At 44.6% G+C, this 22,205-nt stretch carries 17 protein-coding genes, 1 tRNA gene, 3 pseudogenes and 1 riboswitch; of the genes and pseudogenes, 15 read left to right on the top strand and 6 right to left on the bottom strand.

The features are described 5' to 3' along the window. Positions 1–38 precede the first annotated feature (38 nt). Positions 39–231: riboswitch (cobalamin riboswitch) on the top strand. Positions 232–361: 130 nt separating this feature from the next. Beyond that, the gene (locus JCM10512_RS16280; RefSeq protein WP_044164745.1) at positions 362–2,047 is read left to right on the top strand and encodes a putative transporter; all 1,686 of its coding nucleotides are present in this window, start codon (positions 362–364) and stop codon (positions 2,045–2,047) included. Between the two features lie 9 nt (positions 2,048–2,056). Here the strand turns inward: JCM10512_RS16280 and JCM10512_RS16275 are convergent, their stop codons facing one another. Next, a complete protein-coding gene (locus JCM10512_RS16275) occupies positions 2,057–2,527 on the bottom strand; it encodes an Lrp/AsnC family transcriptional regulator (RefSeq protein WP_044164744.1) in 471 nt (156 codons plus the stop codon). Between the two features lie 152 nt (positions 2,528–2,679). Between JCM10512_RS16275 and JCM10512_RS16270 the strand changes: the two genes are divergently transcribed. Then, positions 2,680–3,807, top strand: coding sequence for a 5-methyltetrahydropteroyltriglutamate--homocysteine S-methyltransferase (locus tag JCM10512_RS16270; protein ID WP_044164743.1), 1,128 nt, complete (start codon positions 2,680–2,682; stop codon positions 3,805–3,807). On the opposite strand, the pseudogene cobO reads toward JCM10512_RS16270, so the two are convergent. Then, positions 3,804–4,318, bottom strand: a pseudogene (gene cobO, locus JCM10512_RS16265) (cob(I)yrinic acid a,c-diamide adenosyltransferase). The gene JCM10512_RS16270 and the pseudogene cobO sit on opposite strands and share 4 nt — an antisense overlap. 49 nt (positions 4,319–4,367) lie before the next feature. Between cobO and JCM10512_RS16260 the strand changes: the two are divergent. The 4 genes from JCM10512_RS16260 to JCM10512_RS16245 all read left to right on the top strand — a co-directional run bounded on the left by JCM10512_RS16260 (position 4,368) and on the right by JCM10512_RS16245 (position 6,729). Next, entirely contained in the window at positions 4,368–4,919 is a 552-nt protein-coding gene (locus JCM10512_RS16260) for a DUF2284 domain-containing protein (protein ID WP_044164742.1), read from the top strand. 207 nt (positions 4,920–5,126) lie between these two features. After that, entirely contained in the window at positions 5,127–5,747 is a 621-nt protein-coding gene (locus tag JCM10512_RS16255) for an HU family DNA-binding protein (protein ID WP_044164741.1), read from the top strand. Between the two features lie 160 nt (positions 5,748–5,907). After that, positions 5,908–6,360: an HU family DNA-binding protein gene (locus JCM10512_RS16250; RefSeq protein ID WP_044164740.1), complete on the top strand. Its 453-nt coding sequence runs from the start codon at positions 5,908–5,910 to the stop codon at positions 6,358–6,360. A gap of 114 nt (positions 6,361–6,474) precedes the next feature. After that, on the top strand, positions 6,475–6,729 hold the full coding sequence (locus JCM10512_RS16245; protein WP_044164739.1) for a DUF4248 domain-containing protein: 255 nt from the start codon (positions 6,475–6,477) through the stop codon (positions 6,727–6,729). Between the two features lie 27 nt (positions 6,730–6,756). On the opposite strand, the gene JCM10512_RS16240 is transcribed toward JCM10512_RS16245, so the two are convergent. Further along, on the bottom strand, positions 6,757–8,115 hold the full coding sequence (locus JCM10512_RS16240; RefSeq protein WP_044164738.1) for an MATE family efflux transporter: 1,359 nt from the start codon (positions 8,113–8,115) through the stop codon (positions 6,757–6,759). A 105-nt stretch (positions 8,116–8,220) separates the two neighbouring features. Between JCM10512_RS16240 and lysS the strand changes: the two genes are divergently transcribed. The 3 genes and pseudogenes from lysS (at position 8,221) to JCM10512_RS16225 (ending at position 12,361) form a co-directional block, all read left to right on the top strand. Continuing rightward, complete coding sequence (gene lysS, locus JCM10512_RS16235) at positions 8,221–9,948, top strand: lysine--tRNA ligase (protein ID WP_044164737.1); 1,728 nt, start codon at positions 8,221–8,223, stop codon at positions 9,946–9,948. Between the two features lie 59 nt (positions 9,949–10,007). Beyond that, positions 10,008–11,003 (top strand): NAD(P)H-dependent glycerol-3-phosphate dehydrogenase, encoded by a 996-nt coding sequence (locus tag JCM10512_RS16230; RefSeq protein WP_044164767.1) that lies wholly within the window; start codon positions 10,008–10,010, stop codon positions 11,001–11,003. Between the two features lie 22 nt (positions 11,004–11,025). After that, positions 11,026–12,361: pseudogene (locus tag JCM10512_RS16225) on the top strand (glucose-6-phosphate isomerase). A gap of 76 nt (positions 12,362–12,437) precedes the next feature. Here JCM10512_RS16225 and JCM10512_RS16220 read toward each other — a convergent pair. Then, complete coding sequence (locus JCM10512_RS16220) at positions 12,438–12,941, bottom strand: DUF5035 family protein (RefSeq protein WP_044164736.1); 504 nt, start codon at positions 12,939–12,941, stop codon at positions 12,438–12,440. Between the two features lie 191 nt (positions 12,942–13,132). Between JCM10512_RS16220 and JCM10512_RS16215 the strand changes: the two genes are divergently transcribed. The 4 genes from JCM10512_RS16215 to JCM10512_RS16190 all read left to right on the top strand — a co-directional run bounded on the left by JCM10512_RS16215 (position 13,133) and on the right by JCM10512_RS16190 (position 17,022). Continuing rightward, positions 13,133–13,927, top strand: coding sequence for a hypothetical protein (locus JCM10512_RS16215; RefSeq protein ID WP_044164735.1), 795 nt, complete (start codon positions 13,133–13,135; stop codon positions 13,925–13,927). 36 nt (positions 13,928–13,963) lie between these two features. Next, positions 13,964–14,653, top strand: coding sequence for an inorganic diphosphatase (locus tag JCM10512_RS16210; protein WP_044164734.1), 690 nt, complete (start codon positions 13,964–13,966; stop codon positions 14,651–14,653). Between the two features lie 683 nt (positions 14,654–15,336). Beyond that, positions 15,337–16,005 (top strand): hypothetical protein, encoded by a 669-nt coding sequence (locus JCM10512_RS16205; RefSeq protein ID WP_044164733.1) that lies wholly within the window; start codon positions 15,337–15,339, stop codon positions 16,003–16,005. Positions 16,006–16,614: 609 nt separating this feature from the next. Continuing rightward, positions 16,615–17,022, top strand: coding sequence for a hypothetical protein (locus tag JCM10512_RS16190; RefSeq protein ID WP_148298437.1), 408 nt, complete (start codon positions 16,615–16,617; stop codon positions 17,020–17,022). Positions 17,023–17,310: 288 nt separating this feature from the next. Here JCM10512_RS16190 and JCM10512_RS16185 read toward each other — a convergent pair. After that, positions 17,311–17,383: transfer RNA gene (locus JCM10512_RS16185), tRNA-Arg, on the bottom strand. Positions 17,384–17,601: 218 nt separating this feature from the next. Here JCM10512_RS16185 and asnA point away from each other — a divergent pair. Beyond that, entirely contained in the window at positions 17,602–18,639 is a 1,038-nt protein-coding gene (gene asnA / locus JCM10512_RS16180) for an aspartate--ammonia ligase (protein WP_044164766.1), read from the top strand. Between the two features lie 2 nt (positions 18,640–18,641). Then, on the top strand, positions 18,642–19,304 hold the full coding sequence (ung, locus tag JCM10512_RS16175) for a uracil-DNA glycosylase (RefSeq protein ID WP_044164729.1): 663 nt from the start codon (positions 18,642–18,644) through the stop codon (positions 19,302–19,304). A gap of 158 nt (positions 19,305–19,462) precedes the next feature. Here the strand turns inward: ung and JCM10512_RS16170 are convergent. Continuing rightward, positions 19,463–22,167 (bottom strand): annotated as a pseudogene (locus JCM10512_RS16170) (putative LPS assembly protein LptD). Positions 22,168–22,205 lie beyond the last annotated feature (38 nt).

Here is a 22,205-nt window from a genome sequence, read left to right as displayed (position 1 = left end):
TCTTTCCGCATAAATGGTGATGATTCCCGATTAATGGCTATCTTTGTCACCGAATCGGTTTTGGGTGGCCTTTAGCTATCCAAATTAAAAGGGAATCGGGTGTAAATCCCGAACAGTCCCGCTGCTGTGAAACTCCATACAACTCTTGGTAATACTCCTGCACTGGACTAATATCCGGGAAGGCACCAAGCAGGGAGCCAGTCAGAAGACCTGCCGTTCAATGTCTGAAAAGCTGTCTTCACTCGTGGGATAGGAAAACAGCCGACTATTAAGTAACCGTTTCTAAGAAGCCGTACTTGAAGATATATTCTTCGGGCGGTTTACGTAATGGCATACATATGTATTCATAATATAAATAACGATGGAAGTTCTAAGAAATTTATTCGAAGGTTACCCCAATTTATGGGGAGGCGGGGTGGCGCACTCTGTTTTAATTTTGTCGCTTGTCATAGCATTCGGCATCATGCTGGGAAAAATAAAAGTATGGGGTGTTTCTCTCGGGGTTACCTGGATTCTATTTGTCGGCATCGCGTTCGGCCATTTCAACCTGAACCTGGATGAGCACCTACTCCATTTCCTAAAAGAATTCGGATTAATCTTATTTGTTTACTCAATCGGCCTGCAAGTCGGGCCGGGCTTTTTTTCAGCATTTAAGAAGGGTGGTTTCACCTTAAATATGCTGGCTGCTTTGGTGGTATTCCTCGGAGTAGCGATCACGGTTATCCTGCATTTTGTAACAGGGACGCCTATCACGACCATGGTAGGTATCTTGTCGGGTGCGGTAACCAATACCCCCGGTCTGGGTGCTGCCCAACAAGCCAACAGTGATTTACGAGGGATCGATGCTCCCGAAATAGCCATGGGCTATGCGGTCAGCTACCCGTTGGGTGTTGTAGGTATTATCCTATCACTCATTTTCCTGAAATATATCCTCCGCATCAACACGACTCGCGAAGAGGAAGAGGCTCAGAAAGGTCTGGGCCATCTGCAAGAACTGACCGTTCGCCCAACCTCTATCGAGGTGAGAAATGAGGCGATCGACGGACTCATTATTAAAGAGCTTGGCCCGCTGGTGAATCGCAAATTCGTCATATCACGCATACGCCACCGCGAAGGAGGGGTAACGGAGCTGGTCAACTCGGAGACTGTATTGAATGTAGGAGATATTATTCTGGTTATTGCCAACCCGATAGATATGGAGGCAATCACGATCTTCTTCGGCAAGGAGACGCAGATGGAGTGGAATGACCTGAACAAAGAACTGATTTCCCGACGCATTCTGATTACCAAACCGGAACTGAACGGAAAGACGCTTTCGCAACTTAGAATACGAAATAACTTCGGGGCGAATATTACCCGGATTAATCGTTCGGGGGTGGACTTGGTCGCTTCGCCGAACCTACACTTACAAATGGGCGACCGGGTTACGGTGGTTGGAACCGAACTGTCGGTTAGCCATGCGGAAAAGGTGCTCGGTAACTCGTTGAAACGTTTGAATCATCCGAACCTGATCCCTATCTTTATCGGGATTGCGCTAGGTTGTATTCTGGGTAGTATACCGTTTGCTTTCCCCGGCATTCCGCAACCGGTCAAGTTGGGATTGGCAGGCGGCCCGCTTATCGTTTCGATTCTAATCAGCTGCTTCGGCCCGAAACTCAAACTTATCACATACACGACCATGAGTGCCAACCTGATGTTGCGCGAAATCGGTATCGCACTCTTCTTAGCCTGTGTGGGACTGGGTGCCGGAGAAGGCTTTATCGACACCGTAATCTATGGCGGCGGATATATATGGGTTGGCTATGGGGTAATTATCACCGTTCTACCTTTACTTATCGTAGGTATGATCGGAAGATGGTACTGCAAACTGAACTATTTCACCTTGATGGGAGTTATCGCGGGATCTACGACAGATCCTCCGGCATTGGCCTATTCGAATGACCAGACTTCCTGCGATGCTCCGGCAGTGGGCTACGCAACTGTTTATCCGCTGACTATGTTCCTGCGGGTACTGACTGCCCAATTGCTGATTCTGGCATTGGGCTAGCTCAACCAGCTACTGCTCCGGCAGGGGAATACCGCTAAACGGCTTCACCTCGCCTATGGCAAACACGCTGTGCAGGCTGCCGATGCATTCGATAGTACCCAGCGTATTGAGGATAAAGTCCTGGTAGTGTTTCATGTCGCGTACATAAATCTTCATCATAAAATCGTAATCACCGGATGTGTTATAGCATTCGGTGATTTCTTTGATCGTTTCGATGGCTGCCATGAATTGCTGTCCGTACTCTTTGCTGTGCTGCTTCAGGCGAATGTTGCAGAATACAATGAAGCTGTTTCCTAACTTATCGGCATCCAAGACTACTGAATATCGTTTGATAAACCCTTCGCGCTCCAAGCGTTTCTGACGTTCGAACACCGGGGTAGCCGACAAATTTACGGCCGAAGCCAACTCTTTGGTTGTCAATTTCGCATTTGCCTGCAAAGCCTTTAGAATCTTCAAATCAATCGCATCTAACTTCTCCATAGAATATTATTCTCATCCATCCTGTACTTACAGAATTATTTTATAGTTTATACTTCAATACAAGCGCAAAATTAGAAAAATAATCCAACTTCAAACAGGCTATTAGATTTTATTTCCACGAGACATACCTTTGTAGAGAAAAAAGCAAAACAATGGGAAATAAAAACAACGCACCCTTTCGGGCAGATATCGTAGGTAGTTTCCTGCGTCCGGAAGAGTTGAAAAAGGCACGTGCCGACTATCAGGAGCATAAAATTACGGCAGAAGAATTGAAAGCTGTGGAGGATAAATGCATCACCGAACTTATCGGAAAGGAAAAAGCAGCCGGTCTGCAATGCGTCACCGACGGAGAGTTCCGTCGCAGTTGGTGGCACCTCGATTTCTTCTGGGGATTTGAAGGTGTGGAATACCAAAAGGCCGAACAGGGATATAAGTTTCACGATGAAGAGACCCGTGCGGAGTCAGCTTCTCTATCCGGTAAGGTTCGTTTCAATCCGAATCATCCCTTCTTCGAGCATTTCACATTTGCCAGTCAAGTAGCAGGCAATGAGGTCTTGACGAAGCAAACCATTCCCTCTCCGTCACAATTCTACATGGCACTGAGCTGGCCGGGCAACCAACACGCCATTGCCGACTTCTATACCGACGAAGAGGAACTGTACAGTGACATCGCAGACGCTTACCAAAAAAGCATACGAAAGTTCTACGAACTGGGTTGCCGGAATATCCAATTGGACGACTGTACCTGGGGAATGCTTTGCAGCCGCGAGTACATGGCAGCCAAAGGGGTGACAGCCGATGCCGAACAGGTGAAAGCCTTGCAAGCCCTGTATGTGAGATTGAACAATGAAGCGATCGCCGATTTACCGGAAGATTTGGTAATCAACACGCATGTTTGCCGAGGTAACTACCACTCTACTTGGGCAGGTTCGGGAAGTTACGAACCGGTAGCAGAGTCTCTGTTCGCCAAAGAGAACGTACATGCTTACTATTTGGAGTTTGACACAGAGCGTGCCGGAGGATTCGAGCCTCTCCGCTTTGTACCGGAAAACAAACACGTGGTATTGGGTCTCATAACCTCTAAGCATCCACAATTGGAAGAGAAAGAACAGATCAAACAGCGTATTCAGGAGGCAACTCAATACGTACCACTCGATCGGCTTTATTTAAGCCCTCAATGCGGATTCGCCTCAACAGAAGAAGGCAACATCCTCACCGAAGAAGAACAGTGGAATAAAGTAGCACTCGTACGCGAAATAGCGGCCGAGGTATGGGGTTAACGATCGATTCCGTCTCGTGACAATACACCTTGGGTATAGTAATGCTTTACTTCACGCATCTCTGTAACCAAGTCAGCCATTTCAATCAGCTCTTGCGGAGCATAACGTCCGGTAATGATCAATTCGGTTTCCGGACGTTTGCTGTGCAGAAGCTTCTGCACGTCTGCCAGTTCCAGCAGGCCTAGATACAACGCAATAGTCAACTCATCCAGAATCACAATCTCATATTCGTCCGCCAGCAAGATCTGCTCACATCGTTCCAACCCCTTACGAGCCATGCGGATATCTTCCTGATCAACCTCACGGGTCAGCATACAGCCGTTGCCGAACTGTTCAATACATATATGCTCGAATTTCTCAACCATACGGGTTTCGTGGTACTGCATACTCTTGACAAATTGCCCGACGAAGACGTGCTTCCCGGCACAAAGGCACGTACAGCCAATCCGAAAGCAGCCGTTGTCTTTCCTTTTCCATCGCCTGTGTAAACGTGAATATATCCTTTTTCCATTCGGTGTAAATGCTAGTGACTGTACAAAAATAAACTTTATCTTTGTGATATGAAAATAAATGAAGACTACCTAGCCGAAGAATTTTCGGTCATAATTCCCGTAGCCGACTTTATGGCTCAATACCGGGATGCTGAGAAGTTTATGGGTTTCTGCCAACAATGCCGCCGCTATGACACTTGCTGGGCCTGTCCGCCATTCAGTTTCAATGTAGACCATTATCTGTACCAGACTGCCTTTATACTAGCCTCCAAGATCACGCCGCTGCACCCCCAAGAGATTACAGATCCCATTACGTATGGAGCCGAACTGATGAAGACGGAACGCTTGTCGATGGATGCTCGCTTACTCAGACTGGAGAAGCAGTATCAGGGACGCGCTTTCTTCGCCGGGTTTTGCATCGTTTGCCCTTCCTGTACCCGCATCGAAGGTAAGCCCTGCCCCTACCCTGAATTGGCTCGCCCGTCATTGGAGTCTTGTGGTTTCGACATTGGTAAGACTACCTCCCAATTGCTGAACATCGAGCTAAAATGGAGCGAGAATGGCAAGATGCCGGAATACCTGACGCTCGTCGGTGGCGTATTTCACAACGCCATTCAATAGCCACACTAAAAATTACAGGAGCAGACCACCGCTAAAGCACTCCTACACCCTATCGGCTAACTACCTTTGCTCTATCAACTAATTCGTTCGACCCGGGTGGAACGAAACAAATACCCGGGTCGGACCAAACACCGACCTAGGTGGAACGAAACATCAACCCGGGTCGAACGAATCCAAAGTAGTAACCTAACTAATTATTTTTAGCGTATGAGTGCCGTATATGATTTATTTGAGAACCCGCCCGCAGAGGATGGAGCACAGCAACCTTTACACGCCCGAATCGTGCTCAAAGGGACTGTCGGGCAGGAAGAGTTTTTAGACCGCGTACATAAGTTTACGGGCATCAGCCGAAGCCTGCTGGCAGGTGCCATGGAAGCTTTTGCCAATGAGACTTGCGACTTGCTGGCCAATGGATGGAATGTAGAATTGGGCAAACTGGGTTTCTTCTCCGCCTCCCTGCAATGCCCACCGGTGTATGATAAGAAAAAGGTCCGGGTATCCTCCGTCAAACTGAAAAGTATCAACTTCCGGGCAAGCCGGGTATGCAGAAGGGAAGTAGGCCGGCAAATGAGGTTGCAACGCCGGGAAACTTCCCCTCAGTCAAAACAGGGTGGCATTTCCCGTCCGATGTGTATCGAACGACTTGCCGAGTATTTCAAAACGCATCTGTTCATCAGCCGGACAAGCTACTGCCTGCTTACCGGACGGAATAAAAGATGTGCGATAGCCGATCTCAATGCTTTCATTGCCGAAGGGATAATCCGGCGTGAAGGGCTGGGAAAACTGAGTATTTATTGCAAATCAGACGTTTTTTCTCCTCCCCAATAGAGCCAAATAGTTAATTCTCTATTTTTTTTCAAAATTGTGCGTCAATGTGCATCATTGACGTTCATTAAAGCACATGGACGTTTTCCATATGTCGTATATTTGTATCGTGATCACAAAGAGATATGGTAATAAAATTAGTAACTTAAAAACATCATTTAAAATGGCATTAAAGTATGTAATTAAAAAAAGAATTTTCGGTTTCGACAAAACAAAAACTGAAAAGTATGTGGCACAAAACTTCATTACGAATACCTTGGATTTCCGAAGCTTATGCGATGAAATAACCAAAGTGGGCATGGTACCTAGCGGAGCGGTTAAATTTGTACTCGACGCACTGATAGATACCTTGAGTATCAACCTCAACAAAGGTATCTCCGTTCAACTGGGGGACTTCGGATGCTTCCGACCGGGCATGAATTGTGAAAGCCAAGAGACTGCTGAGAAGGTAGACACGGATACAATCCGGAGGGTGAAAATCATTTTCACACCAGGCTATAAGTTTAAAGAGATGCTACACAACGTAAGTGTGCAAAAGCTCGAAACCGAACCTTCCAAACCGGAAGAGGGAGGCGGTGGAGAAGCTCCGGACCCGACAACACTCGAGAATCTGTAAATCAAAACCTGCACCTGATAAAACAGGTGCAGGTGATGCTTAAAAAAACGTATGATATGTTGATATTTTGTTCAATATTTCGTATATTTACCAAACCTTAAAATGAAAAATTAAATGGAACATTCAACCTGGGAAGAATTGGAAGAAGAAGAGAAGCCTTTTGTCATCAAAACGTATCTAAAAAAGGATTTAGCCTGCCTTTACAACCCGAACATTACGCCACGATGCGCCATCCGGATGCTAACCAAGTGGATAAAGATCAATAAAGAGTTGTACGCTCGCTTGACGGAACTCGGATACAATCCGCGTACACGTACTTTCACGCCCCGCCAAGTACAGCTAATAACCACTTTCCTGGACATTCCTTAGCGGATGTCCAGGGATACCTGGCATATATCAACGAGCAGCTTCGGCCTTCTTAAACTGCCTGAATTGCCACCAAAGCATAGCGCCCGACACAACACTTGCCGCCAAATCGGCTACCGGCATACTTACCCATACGCCTAGCTGCCCATAATAATGCGGCAGAATCAACAGACACGGAACGAGGAAAAGCATCTGCCGGGTGAGTGAAAGGAAAATAGCCTTATTGGCCATTCCGATACTTTGAAAGAAGTTGGAAGCTACCATCTGGAAACCTACGATGGGGAAAAACAGGACAACCAAACGGAATCCCTTCGAGGAGATCGCGATCAGCTCTGGGTCCGACGTAAAGATGGCGGAAACCATTTCGGGAATAAACATACCGATCAGGAAACCGATTGTCGTGATTACGGTCGCATAGCGAATCGTCTCCTTCAACACCCGCGTCACACGCGGATAAAGCTTCGCCCCGAAATTATAGCCGGCAATAGGCTGCATCCCCTGATTCAATCCCAACACAATCATTATAAAGACAAAGACGATGCGGTTGACAATGCCGAACGCGCCAATAGCCAAATCGCCTCCATACTTCTTCAACCCCTGATTGATGAGGATGACAATGAAACAAGAAGCCATATTCATCAGGAAAGGAGCCATACCGATCGCTAAAGAGTCGGTTACAATCTTACGTTCCAACCGGTAAATACCTTTCTGCAACCGGATCAACTCGTCTTTACGACTGAAGAAATGAAACTGCCACAGCAAAGCGATCAACTGCGCGCAAACAGTAGCAGCAGCCGCTCCCCGAATCCCCCAATCGAATACAAATATAAACAAGGGGGCGAGCAGCACATTGATTACCACCGTGGTTATGGTAGCGATCATCGCCTTCTGCGGATGTCCGGAAGCCCTAAGTACCGCATTCAGCCCGAGGTAGAGATGGGTAACCACGTTACCGAGCAGGATGATCTGCATAAACTCCCGGGCATACTTCACCGTTTCGTCACTTCCTCCGAAGAAATAAAGAATCGGATCGAGAAACGGTAGGACAAGGAGCGTAAAGGAGATACCGATAATCAGGTTTAAGATAAGCACATTGCCAAGTATCTTCTGGGCAGTACCGTAGTCTTTCTGCCCCAGCTTGACAGATATAAGTGTAGAGGCTCCCACTCCGACCAACGAGCCGAAAGCAGCACCTAAGTTCATCAAAGGAAACGTCAGCGCAAGCCCCGAAATAGCCAGTGCTCCTACCCCGTGTCCAATGAAAATACTATCTACCATGTTATAAAGAGAAGATGCCGTCATAGCGATGATTGCCGGAATGGCGTATTGCATCAGAAGTTTTCCAATCTTTTCAGTACCCAGCGCAGTGGGTGTTTTTTGTTGACTCATATTCTTTTCTTTGAGGGCGCAAAGATACAAAAAAGAGACGTAATACGGGATATATAAGAAAAGTTTCGTATTTTTGCCTCCAAAATTGAGTTAATACATAACGAAATGAATATATTAGAACTAAGTGAACAGGAAATCATCAGACGTAACAGTCTGAACGAACTTCGCGCGATGGGTATTGATCCCTATCCGGCAGCAGAGTATGTAACCAATGCTTTCTCCACCGATATTAAAAAAGAATTCAAAGATGAAGACGAACCTCGCCAGGTATCGATCGCCGGACGTATCATGAGTCGCCGTGTGATGGGTAAAGCCTCTTTCGTTGAGTTGCAGGATTCCAGAGGCCGTATCCAGGTATATATCACCCGTGACGACATCTGCCCGGGAGAAGACAAGGAAATGTACAACACCGCATTTAAACGTCTGCTCGACTTAGGCGACTTTATCGGAATCGAAGGTTTTGTATTTCGCACGCAAATGGGCGAAATAAGCGTTCATGCGCAAAAGCTGACCGTTCTGGCTAAGTCCATCAAACCGCTGCCCATCGTAAAACACAAAGATGGCGTAGCATACGACTCTTTTGAAGATCCTGAACTTCGTTATCGCCAACGCTATGTCGACCTGGCAGTAAACGAAGGCATCAAAGATATTTTCATGAAGCGCACGAAAGTATATAGCTCCATGCGCGAGTATTTCAATACCAAGGGCTATCTGGAGGTAGAAACTCCAATCCTGCAAGCAATCCCCGGTGGCGCTGCGGCTCGTCCGTTCATCACACACCACAATGCTTTGGATATGCCTCTTTACCTACGTGTTGCCGACGAACTTTATTTGAAGCGTCTCATCGTAGGTGGTTTTGAAGGTGTATACGAATTCTCCAAGAACTTCCGTAACGAAGGTATGGACCGTACGCACAACCCGGAGTTTACTTGTATGGAAATCTATGTATCCTACAAGGACTACAACTGGATGATGGAATTCACCGAAAACATGATCGACAAGATCTGTATGGATGCCAACGGAACGCACGAGGTTAAAGTCGGCGACAACGTAATCAACTTCAAAGCTCCTTACAGACGGGTGACTATGCTCGATTCGATCAAGGAATTTACAGGATACGACCTCACCGGAAAGAGCGAAGCTGAAGTTCGGGAGGTCTGCCAGGCGTTGAAAATGGATATCGATGACACAATGGGTAAAGGCAAACTGATCGACGAAATCTTCGGAGAATTCTGCGAAGGAAATTATATCCAGCCTACATTTATCACCGACTATCCGGTGGAAATGTCACCGCTGACCAAACGCCATCGTAACAATCCGGAATTGACGGAACGCTTCGAGCTGATGGTAAACGGTAAGGAATTGTGTAACGCATACTCCGAATTGAACGACCCGATCGATCAGTTAGGACGCTTCCAAGACCAACTCCGCCTCAGCGAAAAGGGAGACGACGAGGCCATGTTTATCGATATGGACTTTGTACGCGCGTTGGAATATGGTATGCCTCCTACTTCGGGAATGGGAATCGGTATGGACCGCTTGGTTATGCTCATGACCGGACAAACGGCCATTCAGGAAGTTCTGTTCTTCCCGCAAATGCGCCCTGAAAAAACAACCAAAAAAGATTCGGCTTCCAAATACATGGAACTGGGCATCCCGGAAGAATGGGTAGCTCTCGTACAAAAAGCCGGTTACAACACAGTAAGCGACATGAAAGATGTCAACCCGCAAAAACTACACCAAGACATCTGTGGTATAAATAAGAAGTATAAATTGGAATTAACTAACCCAACCGTGAACGAGGTGACCGACTGGGTAAACAAACTTAATTGAATCTAATTGCAGAAAGACGTATCAGACTTCTTTCTGCAATTATCAATGATCCATTAAATATGAAATTACCCGGTAAGATAGCGATAATGGGCGGCGGAAGTTGGGCTACAGCCATTGCTAAAATGTGTCTGGCTCAGGAAGACTCCATTAATTGGTATATGCGACGAGACGATCGCATCACCGACTTCAAAAGACTGGGGCATAATCCGGCCTATCTAACAGGGGTGAAGTTCGATGTAAAGCGTATCAATTTCAGTTCCAATATCAACGATATTGTGAAACAATCGGATACACTCATCTTCGTGACCCCTTCTCCGTACCTGAAAGCGCACTTGAAAAAACTGAAACATAAAATTCGGGACAAGTTCATTATTACCGCTATCAAAGGAATCGTACCCGACGATAATGTTATCGTATCAGAATATTTCACCAAGGAATACGGTGTTCCCCCCGAAAATATCGCCGTATTAGGTGGCCCATGCCATGCAGAAGAAGTTGCGTTGGAACGTCTCTCGTATCTGACGATCGCTTGTCCGGACAAGGACAAAGCACGTATCTTTGCCCGCCGGTTGGGAAGCAGCTACATCAAAACTTCCGTGAGTGACGACGTGATAGGTATCGAATATAGTTCGGTACTGAAAAATGTCTACGCCATTGCGGCAGGTATATGTAGCGGCCTAAAGTACGGAGACAACTTTCAAGCGGTACTGATATCCAATGCGATTCAGGAAATGAACCGTTTTCTCAACACGGTGCACCCGCTCAACAGAAATGTATACGAGTCGGTGTATCTAGGCGACCTGCTGGTAACCGGCTACTCTAACTTTAGCCGTAACCGGACGTTCGGAACCATGATCGGCAAAGGATACTCCGTGAAAAGCGCGCAGATTGAGATGGAAATGATAGCCGAAGGATACTACGGTACCAAGTGCATCAAAGAAATCAATAAGCATCATCATGTGAATATGCCTATACTGGATGCCGTATACAACATCTTGTACGAACGCATTTCGCCAATGATCGAGATAAAGTTACTCACCGACTCATTCAGATAAACCTTATAAATAGTATAAAGATATGATTAGTTTGAATATTGAAAAAACTTTTGGTTTTATCGCAAAAGAAAAAGTTTTTGCCTATGAAGCTGAGGTAAAGGCTGCACAGGAGATGTTAGCAAAAGGTACAGGGAAAGGAAACGACTTTCTAGGTTGGTTACATCTGCCTTCTTCTATCAGTAAAGAGCATCTGGCTGACTTGAAAGCTACCGCACAGGTATTGAGAGATAACTGCGAAGTAGTCGTTGTAGCCGGTATCGGTGGCAGCTATCTGGGTGCCCGTGCTGTAATCGAAGCCTTGTCCAACAGCTTTGCATGGCTGCAAGATAAGCAAACTTCTCCGATCATGATTTATGCCGGGCATAACATCAGTGAAGATTACTTATACGAACTTACCGAATATCTGAAAAACAAGAAATTTGGTCTTATCAACATCTCTAAATCGGGTACAACTACCGAAACTGCCCTCGCTTTCCGCCTGCTGAAAAAGCAATGCGAAGATCAACGGGGCAAAGAGACTGCTCAAAAGGTTATCGTAGCAATTACCGATGCCGAAAAAGGAGCTGCGCGCATCACAGCGGACAAGGAAGGATACAAAACGTTCATCATTCCTGATAACGTTGGCGGACGTTTCTCGGTACTGACGCCGGTTGGCCTGCTTCCGATTGCGGTTGCCGGCTTCGACATCGAACAATTAGTTGCCGGAGCAGCTGATATGGAGAAAGCTTGTGGTGATCAGGTACCTTTTGCCGAAAACCCAGCGGCTATTTATGCTGCCACTCGCAACGAGTTGTACAAAAGCGGGAAGAAGATCGAGATTCTCGTTAACTTCTGCCCGAAGTTGCACTACGTAAGTGAATGGTGGAAGCAGCTTTACGGAGAATCTGAAGGCAAAGACAACAAGGGTATTTTCCCGGCTGCTGTTGATTTCTCTACCGATCTTCACTCCATGGGGCAATGGATTCAGGAAGGCGAACGCTCTATCTTCGAGACGGTGATCTCCGTAGATAAAGTAAATCACAAACTGGAGGTTCCTTCTGACGAAGCGAATCTGGATGGCCTGAACTTCTTAGCCGGCAAACGTAGATGAGGTGAACAAGATGGCTGAACTAGGTACTCAGTTGGCTCACGTAGACGGTGGTGTTCCCAATATGCGCATTGTTCTTCCCGAACTGAGCGAGTACTACATTGGCGGACTTCTGTACTTCTTTGAAAAGGCTTGCGGCATCAGCGGTTATCTGTTAGGAGTTAACCCATTCAACCAGCCGGGCGTAGAGGCTTACAAAAAGAATATGTTTGCTCTGCTAAACAAACCGGGATACGAAGAAGATTCGAAAGCTATTCAAGCTAAGTTATAAGAACTGTATTCCCTCAATATAAAAAAGAAGCGACCTTTTGAAGATCGCTTCTTTTTTATTATATATAGGTGGAAAATCATTCGTTGTCGGCTGCCTTCGTCTTTAAATCAATAACTTCCTGTGCTCCTTCGCACTCGGCTTTGGAAGAGAGATAGAAAGATAGCTTCACATCACCGTTTTGGTCGACTTTCTCCACGACGGCCTGCACCAGAACCTTGGACTTTGTTACTCCATCCTTAAATCGCAACTGCCCTTTTTCCTTATTGGTCAGATTGCCTTCGGAAGTTACTTCGCCCTCCTCATAAACCAAGTCGGTAAGTACCTCTCCCTCGTTCAAGAGTTTAAAGGTCTTCAACTCGGCCCCATTGCCATCGAGCGATAAATAGGCATCAACCTTATCACCCGGCTCCAGCACAGGCAACTGGTCTAAATTACCGGCATAATTCTTCGATTTTTCAATTTCTCCGTCTTCGCCTTCTAAACTTACATATAGTTTTTCGACTTTAATAACCGGACTCTCTTCCTTGGCGGAACAGGCTCCCAGCAATAATGGCAGCAGAAATAATAGTCCCTTTTTCATACTATCAATAGATTAATCATGCCACAAAAATACATATTATCTTCTAATTAACAAACAGTTGCGCCATTTATCAACCTGACTACCAACCGACAACTATCTTTTCGTTAGGCTTTGTCTCTCATTTTTTATAACTATCTTTGCACGATATATCTTCCTATCTGGAAGATTATCAAATTCTAAACTGTTGAGCTATGCAAAATTTAATCAAGAAGTCGCATGTATTTATGCTACTATCGGCTTTATCCTTATTTATGATATTAGTTGGTTGCCAACAGAGTAAACTCAAAGAAGCAATCGAGAATGCCAACAAGCAGTGTCCCATCACCTTAGGGGAAACCGGAGAGATTAGCAGTATTGTTTATGATGGGCAGAATGTAATTTATACGCTCTCTATCAACGAAGCGCTTACGGATATGGAGGCGTTAAAGGCAAATCCCGAAAGCCTGAAAACATCAATCATGCTCATGCTTCAAGATCCGACGACAGATACCAAGGACTTGTTTACCCTTATGGTTCAATCGAAAGCAGGGCTGCACGTCATATACATTGGCAAAGATTCAGGCAGTAAACTTACTTGTGAACTGACGCACGACGAGCTGAAAGGTACGCTTGATACCCAAGTCGATTCGCCGGAAAACGATCTAGCCAATCTAAAATCACACCTAGAGATAGCTAGCCGGGAACTTCCGATACAAGTCAATAAGGATACCCGTCTGGAAGAAGTGCAACTCACCGATAAGTCTGTTATCTATGTATCTCACATCGATGAAGCCGGATACAGTCTCAGTAAAATCAAAGATAGTTCGATAGCTATCAAACGGAATATCATCGAAACATTGTCCACAGCCGGCCAAGCAACTCGTGTGTTTATCAACAATTGTGTAAGTTGTGATAGGGATATAATATACCGATATGTCGGTAGCCAGTCCGGAGACCACTACGATGTGACAATCAGCATTCCTGAACTAAAGGATATTATCAAATAAGATTAAGAATCGCAACGATTCTATTAAACTCAAAATATGAAGAAGAAACTCAAAGCTGTCCTGTTCGATATGGATGGCGTACTATTTAATTCCATGCCCTACCATGCCGAAGCCTGGCATCAAGTAATGAAGAGCTACGGGCTTTCACTCAGCCGCGAAGAAGCGTATCTGCACGAAGGGCGCACAGGTTCTTCAACGATCAACCTGGTTTTCCAACGTGAATTAGGTAGAGAAGCGACGCAAGAGGAGATCGAAAACATCTATAAGGAGAAAAGCATTTTATTCAATTCATATCCCGATCCCGAACGTATGCCGGGCGCATGGGAACTGCTTCAGAAGGTAAAAAGTAACGGACTCACCCCGATGGTTGTTACCGGTTCCGGACAACATTCGTTATTGGACAGGCTGGAGCATAATTTCCCGGGGATGTTCCGCAAAGAATTAATGGTAACCGCCTATGATGTGAAATACGGCAAACCCAACCCTGAACCCTACCTGATGGCTCTCGGTAAAGGGGACCTGCAAGCCGACGAAGCAGTCGTAATAGAAAATGCACCGCTCGGAGTGGAATCCGGACATAAAGCCGGCATCTTTACCATTGCGGTCAATACCGGTCCGCTGGATGAGCAAGTGTTACTCGAAGCCGGTGCAAACACGCTCTACCCATCTATGACATCGCTTTGTGAAGATTGGGAAGAGATTCTGGAAACCATGCCCAACTGCTGATTCACTTCATTGAATCAAACATCCATAATAGCATTAAGGAATACTAAGTTCCTTAATGCTATTTCATACCCCATCCATATACCTGAGAACAAGTACGATATAGAGACTATCCAATCTCTGTCTCTCTACAGCTATTATACACATCAATAGCTTCCCTATAATAGCATTTACCTCCCCAAGCAAAAGAAACTCTCAGAAACTGTAAGGAAACTGGTAGTTACGTTCAAGAATAATTGTACAGGAAGATGAATTCGCATAAAATGTCAATCATTTTCATCAAAGCTGTTGTAATTTAATCTTTTATCCTATATTTGTAACATTCCGTTTACAGATGCATCAGTAAAACGTAGGAAAACATTTTGTTTGTAACGAAGGACGCTAATTTTATTATCCCGAAGTTGGAAGCTCGACAGTTTCCCTTGGAAAGAAATAATAGACAGAGACATCTCCCCGCTGAGTAGAGAATTACAATTTCCAATATAAGAAAAATGTATGTACGAACATTAAACTTTGATACAGAGATGAGAAAATCACTTATTCGTATATTCCTATTAGTTGCGACGTGCACTGCAGTAATGACATCATGTACCACAGAGGTCACTCCTAAGACAAAAAAACAAAAGTCTTACATTACACAGTTCGTCAAATGCGAGCAGCTGTACATAACAAGCTCGAATACTTCCATGCTCGACCTAGAAAAAAAGGAATTCTTCTGGCAATACCTGAACGAGGGGCAAATGAAGTCCGATGTGTCACTAAACGTTAATGCTACGCTGATTAACCCAAACTTGAACGAACACGAATTCTACCCCGCTAAGAACGATGACGATCCGCGCCGTGCCGAAAAGCAGGCAGTTTACGAGCGTTATATCAAGCAACTGAACGATATGGCCTTTGTCTGGAATAGCTCGACATGCGGGCCATCGCGGGACCTCACCGTGACATGTGTGCCGTTGAAATCCGTCGCTATCACTGCCGACAAGGACTTCGGCGAAGACCTGCCTGCAGGTGCAGACTTGGGGCAACTGTTCCATATCCTCTTTGACGATGTGGCTGCGACCATCAGCGCTGGCTACACTGCGACCGGCGATTGCTACCAAGGACTCTTGCCAGATTATCAATGGGTGTTCGGTCCCGATCAAAGCACATGCAGCCCCATATCGCTCCGCTGCCTTCCGCTGAAGGACGCACCTCTGGAAGACTACTCGTTCACCGAAGCGCGGTGGGTATTCTTTCTTGACGACAAGCCCGAGAAGCCGGACACTTACACATTCCACGTGCAGATGAATTTTGCCGACGGTACCGTGCTCGAAACCGACTCGCCACCAATCCTAATCAAAGGAGAGAATTAACTTAAGAAGTAGCCACCAAATCCGGTGGCTATTTTCATTCCATTATACATACTGGTATACTTTATTGTAATATTTACGACATAAGGATTATCTAAATAACTGACGGCTATTATATAAATAAAGCCATTTAGAACCCAACTCAGAGGGGAAAGAGATATACACTTCTTCTTATCAGTACAAGCTCGGAGCAAGCTATCTTTACTATATATGCTCATGACTTTTAGGTATTTTTATATTTTCGAATACTGACATTTGGGTATTGACTGTGTGTTTTTCTGTAACTAATTTTGCAGGTAATAAATAAAAGAAAAAAATGGAAAAAGGACTATTTTATGTAATGCTAATATGGTTAACATTGAGTGGGTGCAATGATACTATCAATGAGGTATTGCTAGAAGAATCAACACCCCGTATTATTGAATCGAATCAGGACAAAGCTGTTTGCACTGCAATTGGGATGGAGTGGAACTGCAAATGGATATTACAGATATGCAGATTCAAGGGGATTTTTTGAGTTTGATACGACCTCCGGTGCTGCGTGGGAAGGCGATGGGACGCATTCAAGCTATGTTTTTGCCGACAGTTTTAGGATGATTTATAACATATATTATGAAGAAGATTCTTGTTATAATGTCTTTTTTTTGTGTGTGTTCGGGAATTGTTTCTTGTGATGACAGAGATATCAATGACAATCCGCTCGTAGGGAACTGGGAATCGCAATTTTCTTTGCCTAAGGATACGTTTGAGTATGCTTATGATGAACAAACTGACACAATCGCTGTTCAGGGAAAACCTTTTATCGTAAATAGCATTTGCGATATGGATAGTGGTAGTTTTGTGAGTTTCGCCCATGAAAATGACATCCAATACAAATGGATGAATGTAAATTTTACCAACAGCGAACTAGTTTTGTCGTTGGCGGAAAATTCTAAAGTGGATAAACGCCGTATGTGGATGTGGCTTAGTAGTGGAGATTATTTCAAGAAAATATATATAGTACAAGATGGAAAAAAGTAGTTGAAGAAGTATCTATGCTGAAATGCAATAATGCGATTTCTGATTAAGAAAAAGCTATTAATATTATAGTTCGTATCTCCAATGCGGATTACCCCAACAATACCACCGCACGAAGAAGGTGCAAACAGTTCTGCTATATCAACATCGAAGGCATTGGCTATCTTTTCCAATACTTCTACGGATGGATTACCATTGATGTGGTTACTAAGTCCAACACGGTTAAAATGGACAATATGAATAAAAAAATCCGCAATCAGCTAATAATTAACTGATTGCGGATTTGCTAAGTGACCCCGGTGCGATTCAAACGCACGACCTTCAGAACCGGAATCTGACGCTCTATTCACTAAGCTACGGAGCCGTTCTCTTAATGCGAGGACAAAAGTATAAAAAAACTTCTCATGTTCCTAGCGATTCTACTTTTTTTATGCACTTTTGATAGGATCCCCTCCTCGCTATATTGTTATTTTGAAACACTTTAGTGGAATGGTTTATCAAATTGACATTATTTTAGAGAGTTTCCAATACATATATCAATATTATTCATACCTTTGCCGACAATTAACATTCAATAAACCTATGAGTTATCTGATAAAACCAAAGAACTATCAACCACTGCTCGACCTGAAACAAACCGAGCTGGGAATTAAACAAATAAAAGAGTTCTTTCAACTGAACTTATCATCTGAACTGCGCCTGAGACGGGTGACAGCTCCGCTCTTCGTTCTGAAAGGAATGGGGATTAATGATGATTTGAATGGTGTGGAACGCCCCGTATCTTTTCCGATCAAAGACTTAGGAGATTCGCAAGCTGAAGTCGTTCATTCATTAGCTAAATGGAAAAGACTCACTTTGGCGGACTACAACATAGAACCGGGATATGGTATTTATACAGATATGAACGCCATTCGCTCGGATGAGGAGTTGGGAAATCTGCACTCACTTTATGTAGATCAATGGGATTGGGAACGTGTAATCACGGAAGAGAATCGGAATGTGGACTTCCTCAAAGAGATTGTCAACCGCATCTACGCTGCCATGATCCGCACAGAGTACATGGTCTATGAAATGTACCCGCAAATTAAGCCATGTCTGCCGCAAGAATTGTACTTCATCCATTCCGAAGAACTACGTCAGCTCTACCCGGACCTCGAGCCGAAATGCAGAGAACATGCGATTTGCAAGAAATACGGTGCTGTATTTATCATCGGTATTGGTTGCAAACTGAGTGATGGCAAGAAACATGATGGCCGCGCTCCCGATTACGATGATTATACATCCAAGGGAATCAATGATCTTCCGGGATTGAATGGAGATCTTTTGCTTTGGGACAATGTGCTGCAACGCTCTATTGAACTGTCTTCCATGGGGGTTCGCGTAGACAAAACAGCTTTAGAGCGCCAGCTGAAAGAGGAACATGAGGAGCAACGCATGGAGCTTTATTTCCACAAACGACTTATGGAAGATTCGTTGCCTTTATCCATCGGAGGTGGTATCGGTCAGTCGCGTCTTTGTATGTTTTACCTCCGCAAAGCACATATTGGAGAAATCCAAGCGAGCATCTGGCCCGAAGATATGCGCAAAGAATGTGAAGAACTTGATATACACCTAATTTAATAATGAACGTACAGATAGAGAGTAGTTGGAAAACACATTTACAGCCGGAATTTGAGAAAGATTATTTCGGCAAGCTGACTGATTTTGTCAGAGATGAATATCGTCAATTTCAGATCTTCCCTCCGGGGAGCTTGATCTTTAATGCTTTCAATCTTTGTCCTTTTGACAAAGTGAAGGTCGTAATTATCGGACAGGATCCTTATCACGGTCCGGGACAAGCCCATGGGCTCTGCTTCTCAGTCAACGATGGTGTGAGATTTCCGCCTTCCCTACTGAATATCTTTAAAGAAATCAAAGAAGACTTAGGTACCGAGTCTCCTGCAAGCGGCAATCTGACTCGCTGGGCGGAACAAGGCGTACTGTTGCTGAACGCTACCTTAACCGTGCGTGCGCACCAAGCCGGTTCGCATCAGAATAAAGGATGGGAAGCATTTACAGATGCTGCCATACGGGCTTTGGCCGAAGAGCGGGAACACTTGGTTTTCATCCTGTGGGGGGCATACGCCCAGCGTAAGGGAGCATTTATCGACCGCAACAAACACCTGGTGTTAAGTTCGGCACACCCTTCTCCCCTATCTGCATACAATGGATTCTTTGGCAATAAGCATTTTAGCCACACCAACGAATACTTAAAAGCACACGGAGAAGCAGAAATCATCTGGTAAAATAAACTCCGGTGACATAGATAAAATAAGAGCGATAGTTTCCGCATGAAACTATCGCTCTTATTATTTTATAATTGAATGATCAACGAAGATCTCTTAATGTTATAAATTTACTTCGTATATAATAGTCAGGTTCTTTCCCAATCTCTCACATCCGATTAATACCACTGGATATTACTTTGTGTCTGGCTTCTCTGTTCATATTTCAAGTCTTGCAGGATACTGGCATTGGCACGTATCGTGACATTGTAGTACTTCCAACGACCAAACGGAGAAAGGCTGGCTGATAAGTTGAAACAGTGCAAGTCGCGAGAAACCGTACAAGAGGTTTGCGTAATTTCTTTAGCTTGGAAGTCGTATCCCGAATTGAAAGAGAACGACCAATTGTTGGATATCTTCACATTACCGTTGGCATTGATATTATGCGTATAGCTATAAGGGTAACGCATCGAGTGCCGGTTAATAGCCTTATTCTTATCTTCACGGATATTGAACGAATAACTTAAACTTAAGGACCAAGGCATCTTAAAGACCTGATAGCCATCCGAATCGGATTTCGCTTTCTCTACTTTCTTGGTAGTGGTTGCTTCTCCGTCTTCTTCTTCCGAATCATCGTCATCGTCTCCGGAAGGTTTCTTCTTGTTGGCTTCTTTTTCATCCTTCGGACCAAACCACTTCTTCCACGTATCGTTATTTAGCGTATAATTAAAAGAAGAACCATAGCCCTGGAATCGCCCGAATCGCCCATACGACCACTCCGTACGATTGCTGGTAACAACCGTACCACTCTTATCAAAAGTATACGCATAAGTAGCAAATTGCGCATTCATATTAAAGGTGTAGCTTTTTGATAACTTCAACCGAAGATTCAGGCTCAAATCACTCCACGGTCTTTCTTTGGCAGCCATATTATAAGACATATTCGCACTCAAGTCATCAATCAAGCTGACTTTCTTAATGGAGTCATTCTTATCCTTATATTTCATTTCGAAGTTATTCGCCATAGAGAAGTTAACCGTTCCCGAACCTTGACGAGATGGTACGCCAAAAGGCTGACCGGAAAAAGGAGAATAGTATTGTGTCGCTCCATTATAGTCAGTATATTCTTCCCAGTATTTACTGAAACCGGGAGCACCGCTCAAGCTTACCTGTGGAGTGAAGACGTGACGGATCTGTATCTCTTTCTTCTTCATAAAAAGAGGCTTATACATACCGTACACTTTCGTACTCATACTTAAGCTAGCCGAATAATTAGACACTCGATAAAACCCGTTGATCGAGTCATTGGCAACTGACTCCAGCCTGCGGGTATCCATATTGTACTCCTGATTAATCTTCCGGGTATACCAACGTTCGGTATAATTTACCGAAGGAGAAACCTGCAAATATTTAAAGAGCGTGAAAGTTGCACTGACCGGAACATTATGATTCATGGCATTCTCCCACTCACTAATCCCAGCCTTAAACAAACGATCATCTTTGGTCCGAATACTATTGGTTAGACGTCCGGTATAGGACAGAGATATTTTTTCATACCAACGTTCCTCACCAGCTGCTTTCTTTCTTTTAAACGGAAACAAACGGCTCAGCGTAATATTTAAATCCGGTAAAGTCACCGCGATGGAAGAGTCACGCATCGTCTGCGCAATATTAGATGTTCCGGACAAGGTCAAACCCATATCTGGAAAGCTGCGCGAATAACTGATACTTGATGTTTTAGTATTCTGTGTCAACAGCTGAGAGTTATAAAGGTTGTTGACATTGGTACGTTCGTAGCTACTTGTCGAGAAGTTCACACTTGCCGAGAACGTACTATTCGGACTGGCTTTAGCATCCTGTCGGTGATTCCAAACAACCTTAAAGTCTTTGGCAACCGTATAGTCAGACATCCCTTTGTCTCCGGTCTTTGTCACCTGGTAGTCAGCCTGAAGTGTTCCGGAATATTTATATCGCCGATTGTAATTCGTCAAGCCGGACAGCCGCCAAGAACCCTTGGTATAAATATCTGCGGTCATTTTCAAGTCCATAAGATCACTTATCGCAAAATAATAACCGCCTTCTGCCAAACCAAAACCACGACTGGAGTCATCCATATACGTAGGCATGATGAAACCGGAAGAGTAGCTGCTCGAAAAAGGAAAGAAAAAGAATGGAACCGCTATAGGTAACGGTACATCTTCTACTACCAGATAGGCAGGCCCGGTTACTACATTCTTCTTAGGACGTACTTTAGCTCTGGTCAACTGCATATAAAAGTGCGGATGATCATGATGGTCACAAGTGGTATAGCGTCCATCTTCCATGAAGATTTCGTCATTGGCACCTTTCTTGGCCTTGTTACCCGTCACATAGCCTTCTCCTTGTTGAGTGACGATGTCCGTTATTCCAGCCTTTTTACTCTTGAAGTTATAGCGTATGGTTTCCGTATCGTAAGCTGTATCGCCATCTTTAAAGACAGGTTTCCCTTTTTCCACGCCGGCAGAATCCTTAATACCATAAGCGTGAACAGTACTGCTGTCGAGATTCATCGAGATAACTTCAGCCGTTAATTCAATTTTCTGGTAATTGACCTTTCCGCTACCATACAACGTAGCATTCCCTCCCTGTACAAAAACAGTAGAGTCATTGGATTCATAAACAACAGGAGCATCAAGAGGTTGCTTTTTCTTTACTACCGGCAAAGAATCAATGCGTACCGTATCAGCCTTCAATGAATCGCGCCCATTCTGCAAGGAGTCCGTTCCTGCGGTATTAGAGGCAATCATCCCCCTTCTTCGACGCTGAGACGTGGCTCATCGGGTAAGAATAGTAAGACAATCAGTAGTATAAGTGGTATAAATATTTTTGCTTTCAATGGCGCCATTAACTAATAGTTTACGCTTGAAGTGGCAAAAGTACATA

Origin of the sequence: Bacteroides reticulotermitis JCM 10512, assembly GCF_000517545.1 — a bacterium.
Lineage (GTDB): Bacteria > Bacteroidota > Bacteroidia > Bacteroidales > Bacteroidaceae > Bacteroides > Bacteroides reticulotermitis.
The sequence above is the reverse complement of the archived record's forward strand: the minus strand, read 5'-3'. Positions and strand labels throughout refer to the sequence as shown.

Coding starts and splice junctions, on each gene's coding strand:
- JCM10512_RS16280 (WP_044164745.1), top strand. CDS start 362: ATGGAAGTTCTAAGAAATTTATTCGAAGGTTACCCCAATTTATGGGGA.
- JCM10512_RS16275 (WP_044164744.1), bottom strand. CDS start 2,527: ATGGAGAAGTTAGATGCGATTGATTTGAAGATTCTAAAGGCTTTGCAG.
- JCM10512_RS16270 (WP_044164743.1), top strand. CDS start 2,680: ATGGGAAATAAAAACAACGCACCCTTTCGGGCAGATATCGTAGGTAGT.
- JCM10512_RS16260 (WP_044164742.1), top strand. CDS start 4,368: ATGAAAATAAATGAAGACTACCTAGCCGAAGAATTTTCGGTCATAATT.
- JCM10512_RS16255 (WP_044164741.1), top strand. CDS start 5,127: ATGAGTGCCGTATATGATTTATTTGAGAACCCGCCCGCAGAGGATGGA.
- JCM10512_RS16250 (WP_044164740.1), top strand. CDS start 5,908: ATGGCATTAAAGTATGTAATTAAAAAAAGAATTTTCGGTTTCGACAAA.
- JCM10512_RS16245 (WP_044164739.1), top strand. CDS start 6,475: ATGGAACATTCAACCTGGGAAGAATTGGAAGAAGAAGAGAAGCCTTTT.
- JCM10512_RS16240 (WP_044164738.1), bottom strand. CDS start 8,115: ATGAGTCAACAAAAAACACCCACTGCGCTGGGTACTGAAAAGATTGGA.
- lysS (WP_044164737.1), top strand. CDS start 8,221: ATGAATATATTAGAACTAAGTGAACAGGAAATCATCAGACGTAACAGT.
- JCM10512_RS16230 (WP_044164767.1), top strand. CDS start 10,008: ATGAAATTACCCGGTAAGATAGCGATAATGGGCGGCGGAAGTTGGGCT.
- JCM10512_RS16220 (WP_044164736.1), bottom strand. CDS start 12,941: ATGAAAAAGGGACTATTATTTCTGCTGCCATTATTGCTGGGAGCCTGT.
- JCM10512_RS16215 (WP_044164735.1), top strand. CDS start 13,133: ATGCAAAATTTAATCAAGAAGTCGCATGTATTTATGCTACTATCGGCT.
- JCM10512_RS16210 (WP_044164734.1), top strand. CDS start 13,964: ATGAAGAAGAAACTCAAAGCTGTCCTGTTCGATATGGATGGCGTACTA.
- JCM10512_RS16205 (WP_044164733.1), top strand. CDS start 15,337: ATGCTCGACCTAGAAAAAAAGGAATTCTTCTGGCAATACCTGAACGAG.
- JCM10512_RS16190 (WP_148298437.1), top strand. CDS start 16,615: ATGAAGAAGATTCTTGTTATAATGTCTTTTTTTTGTGTGTGTTCGGGA.
- asnA (WP_044164766.1), top strand. CDS start 17,602: ATGAGTTATCTGATAAAACCAAAGAACTATCAACCACTGCTCGACCTG.
- ung (WP_044164729.1), top strand. CDS start 18,642: ATGAACGTACAGATAGAGAGTAGTTGGAAAACACATTTACAGCCGGAA.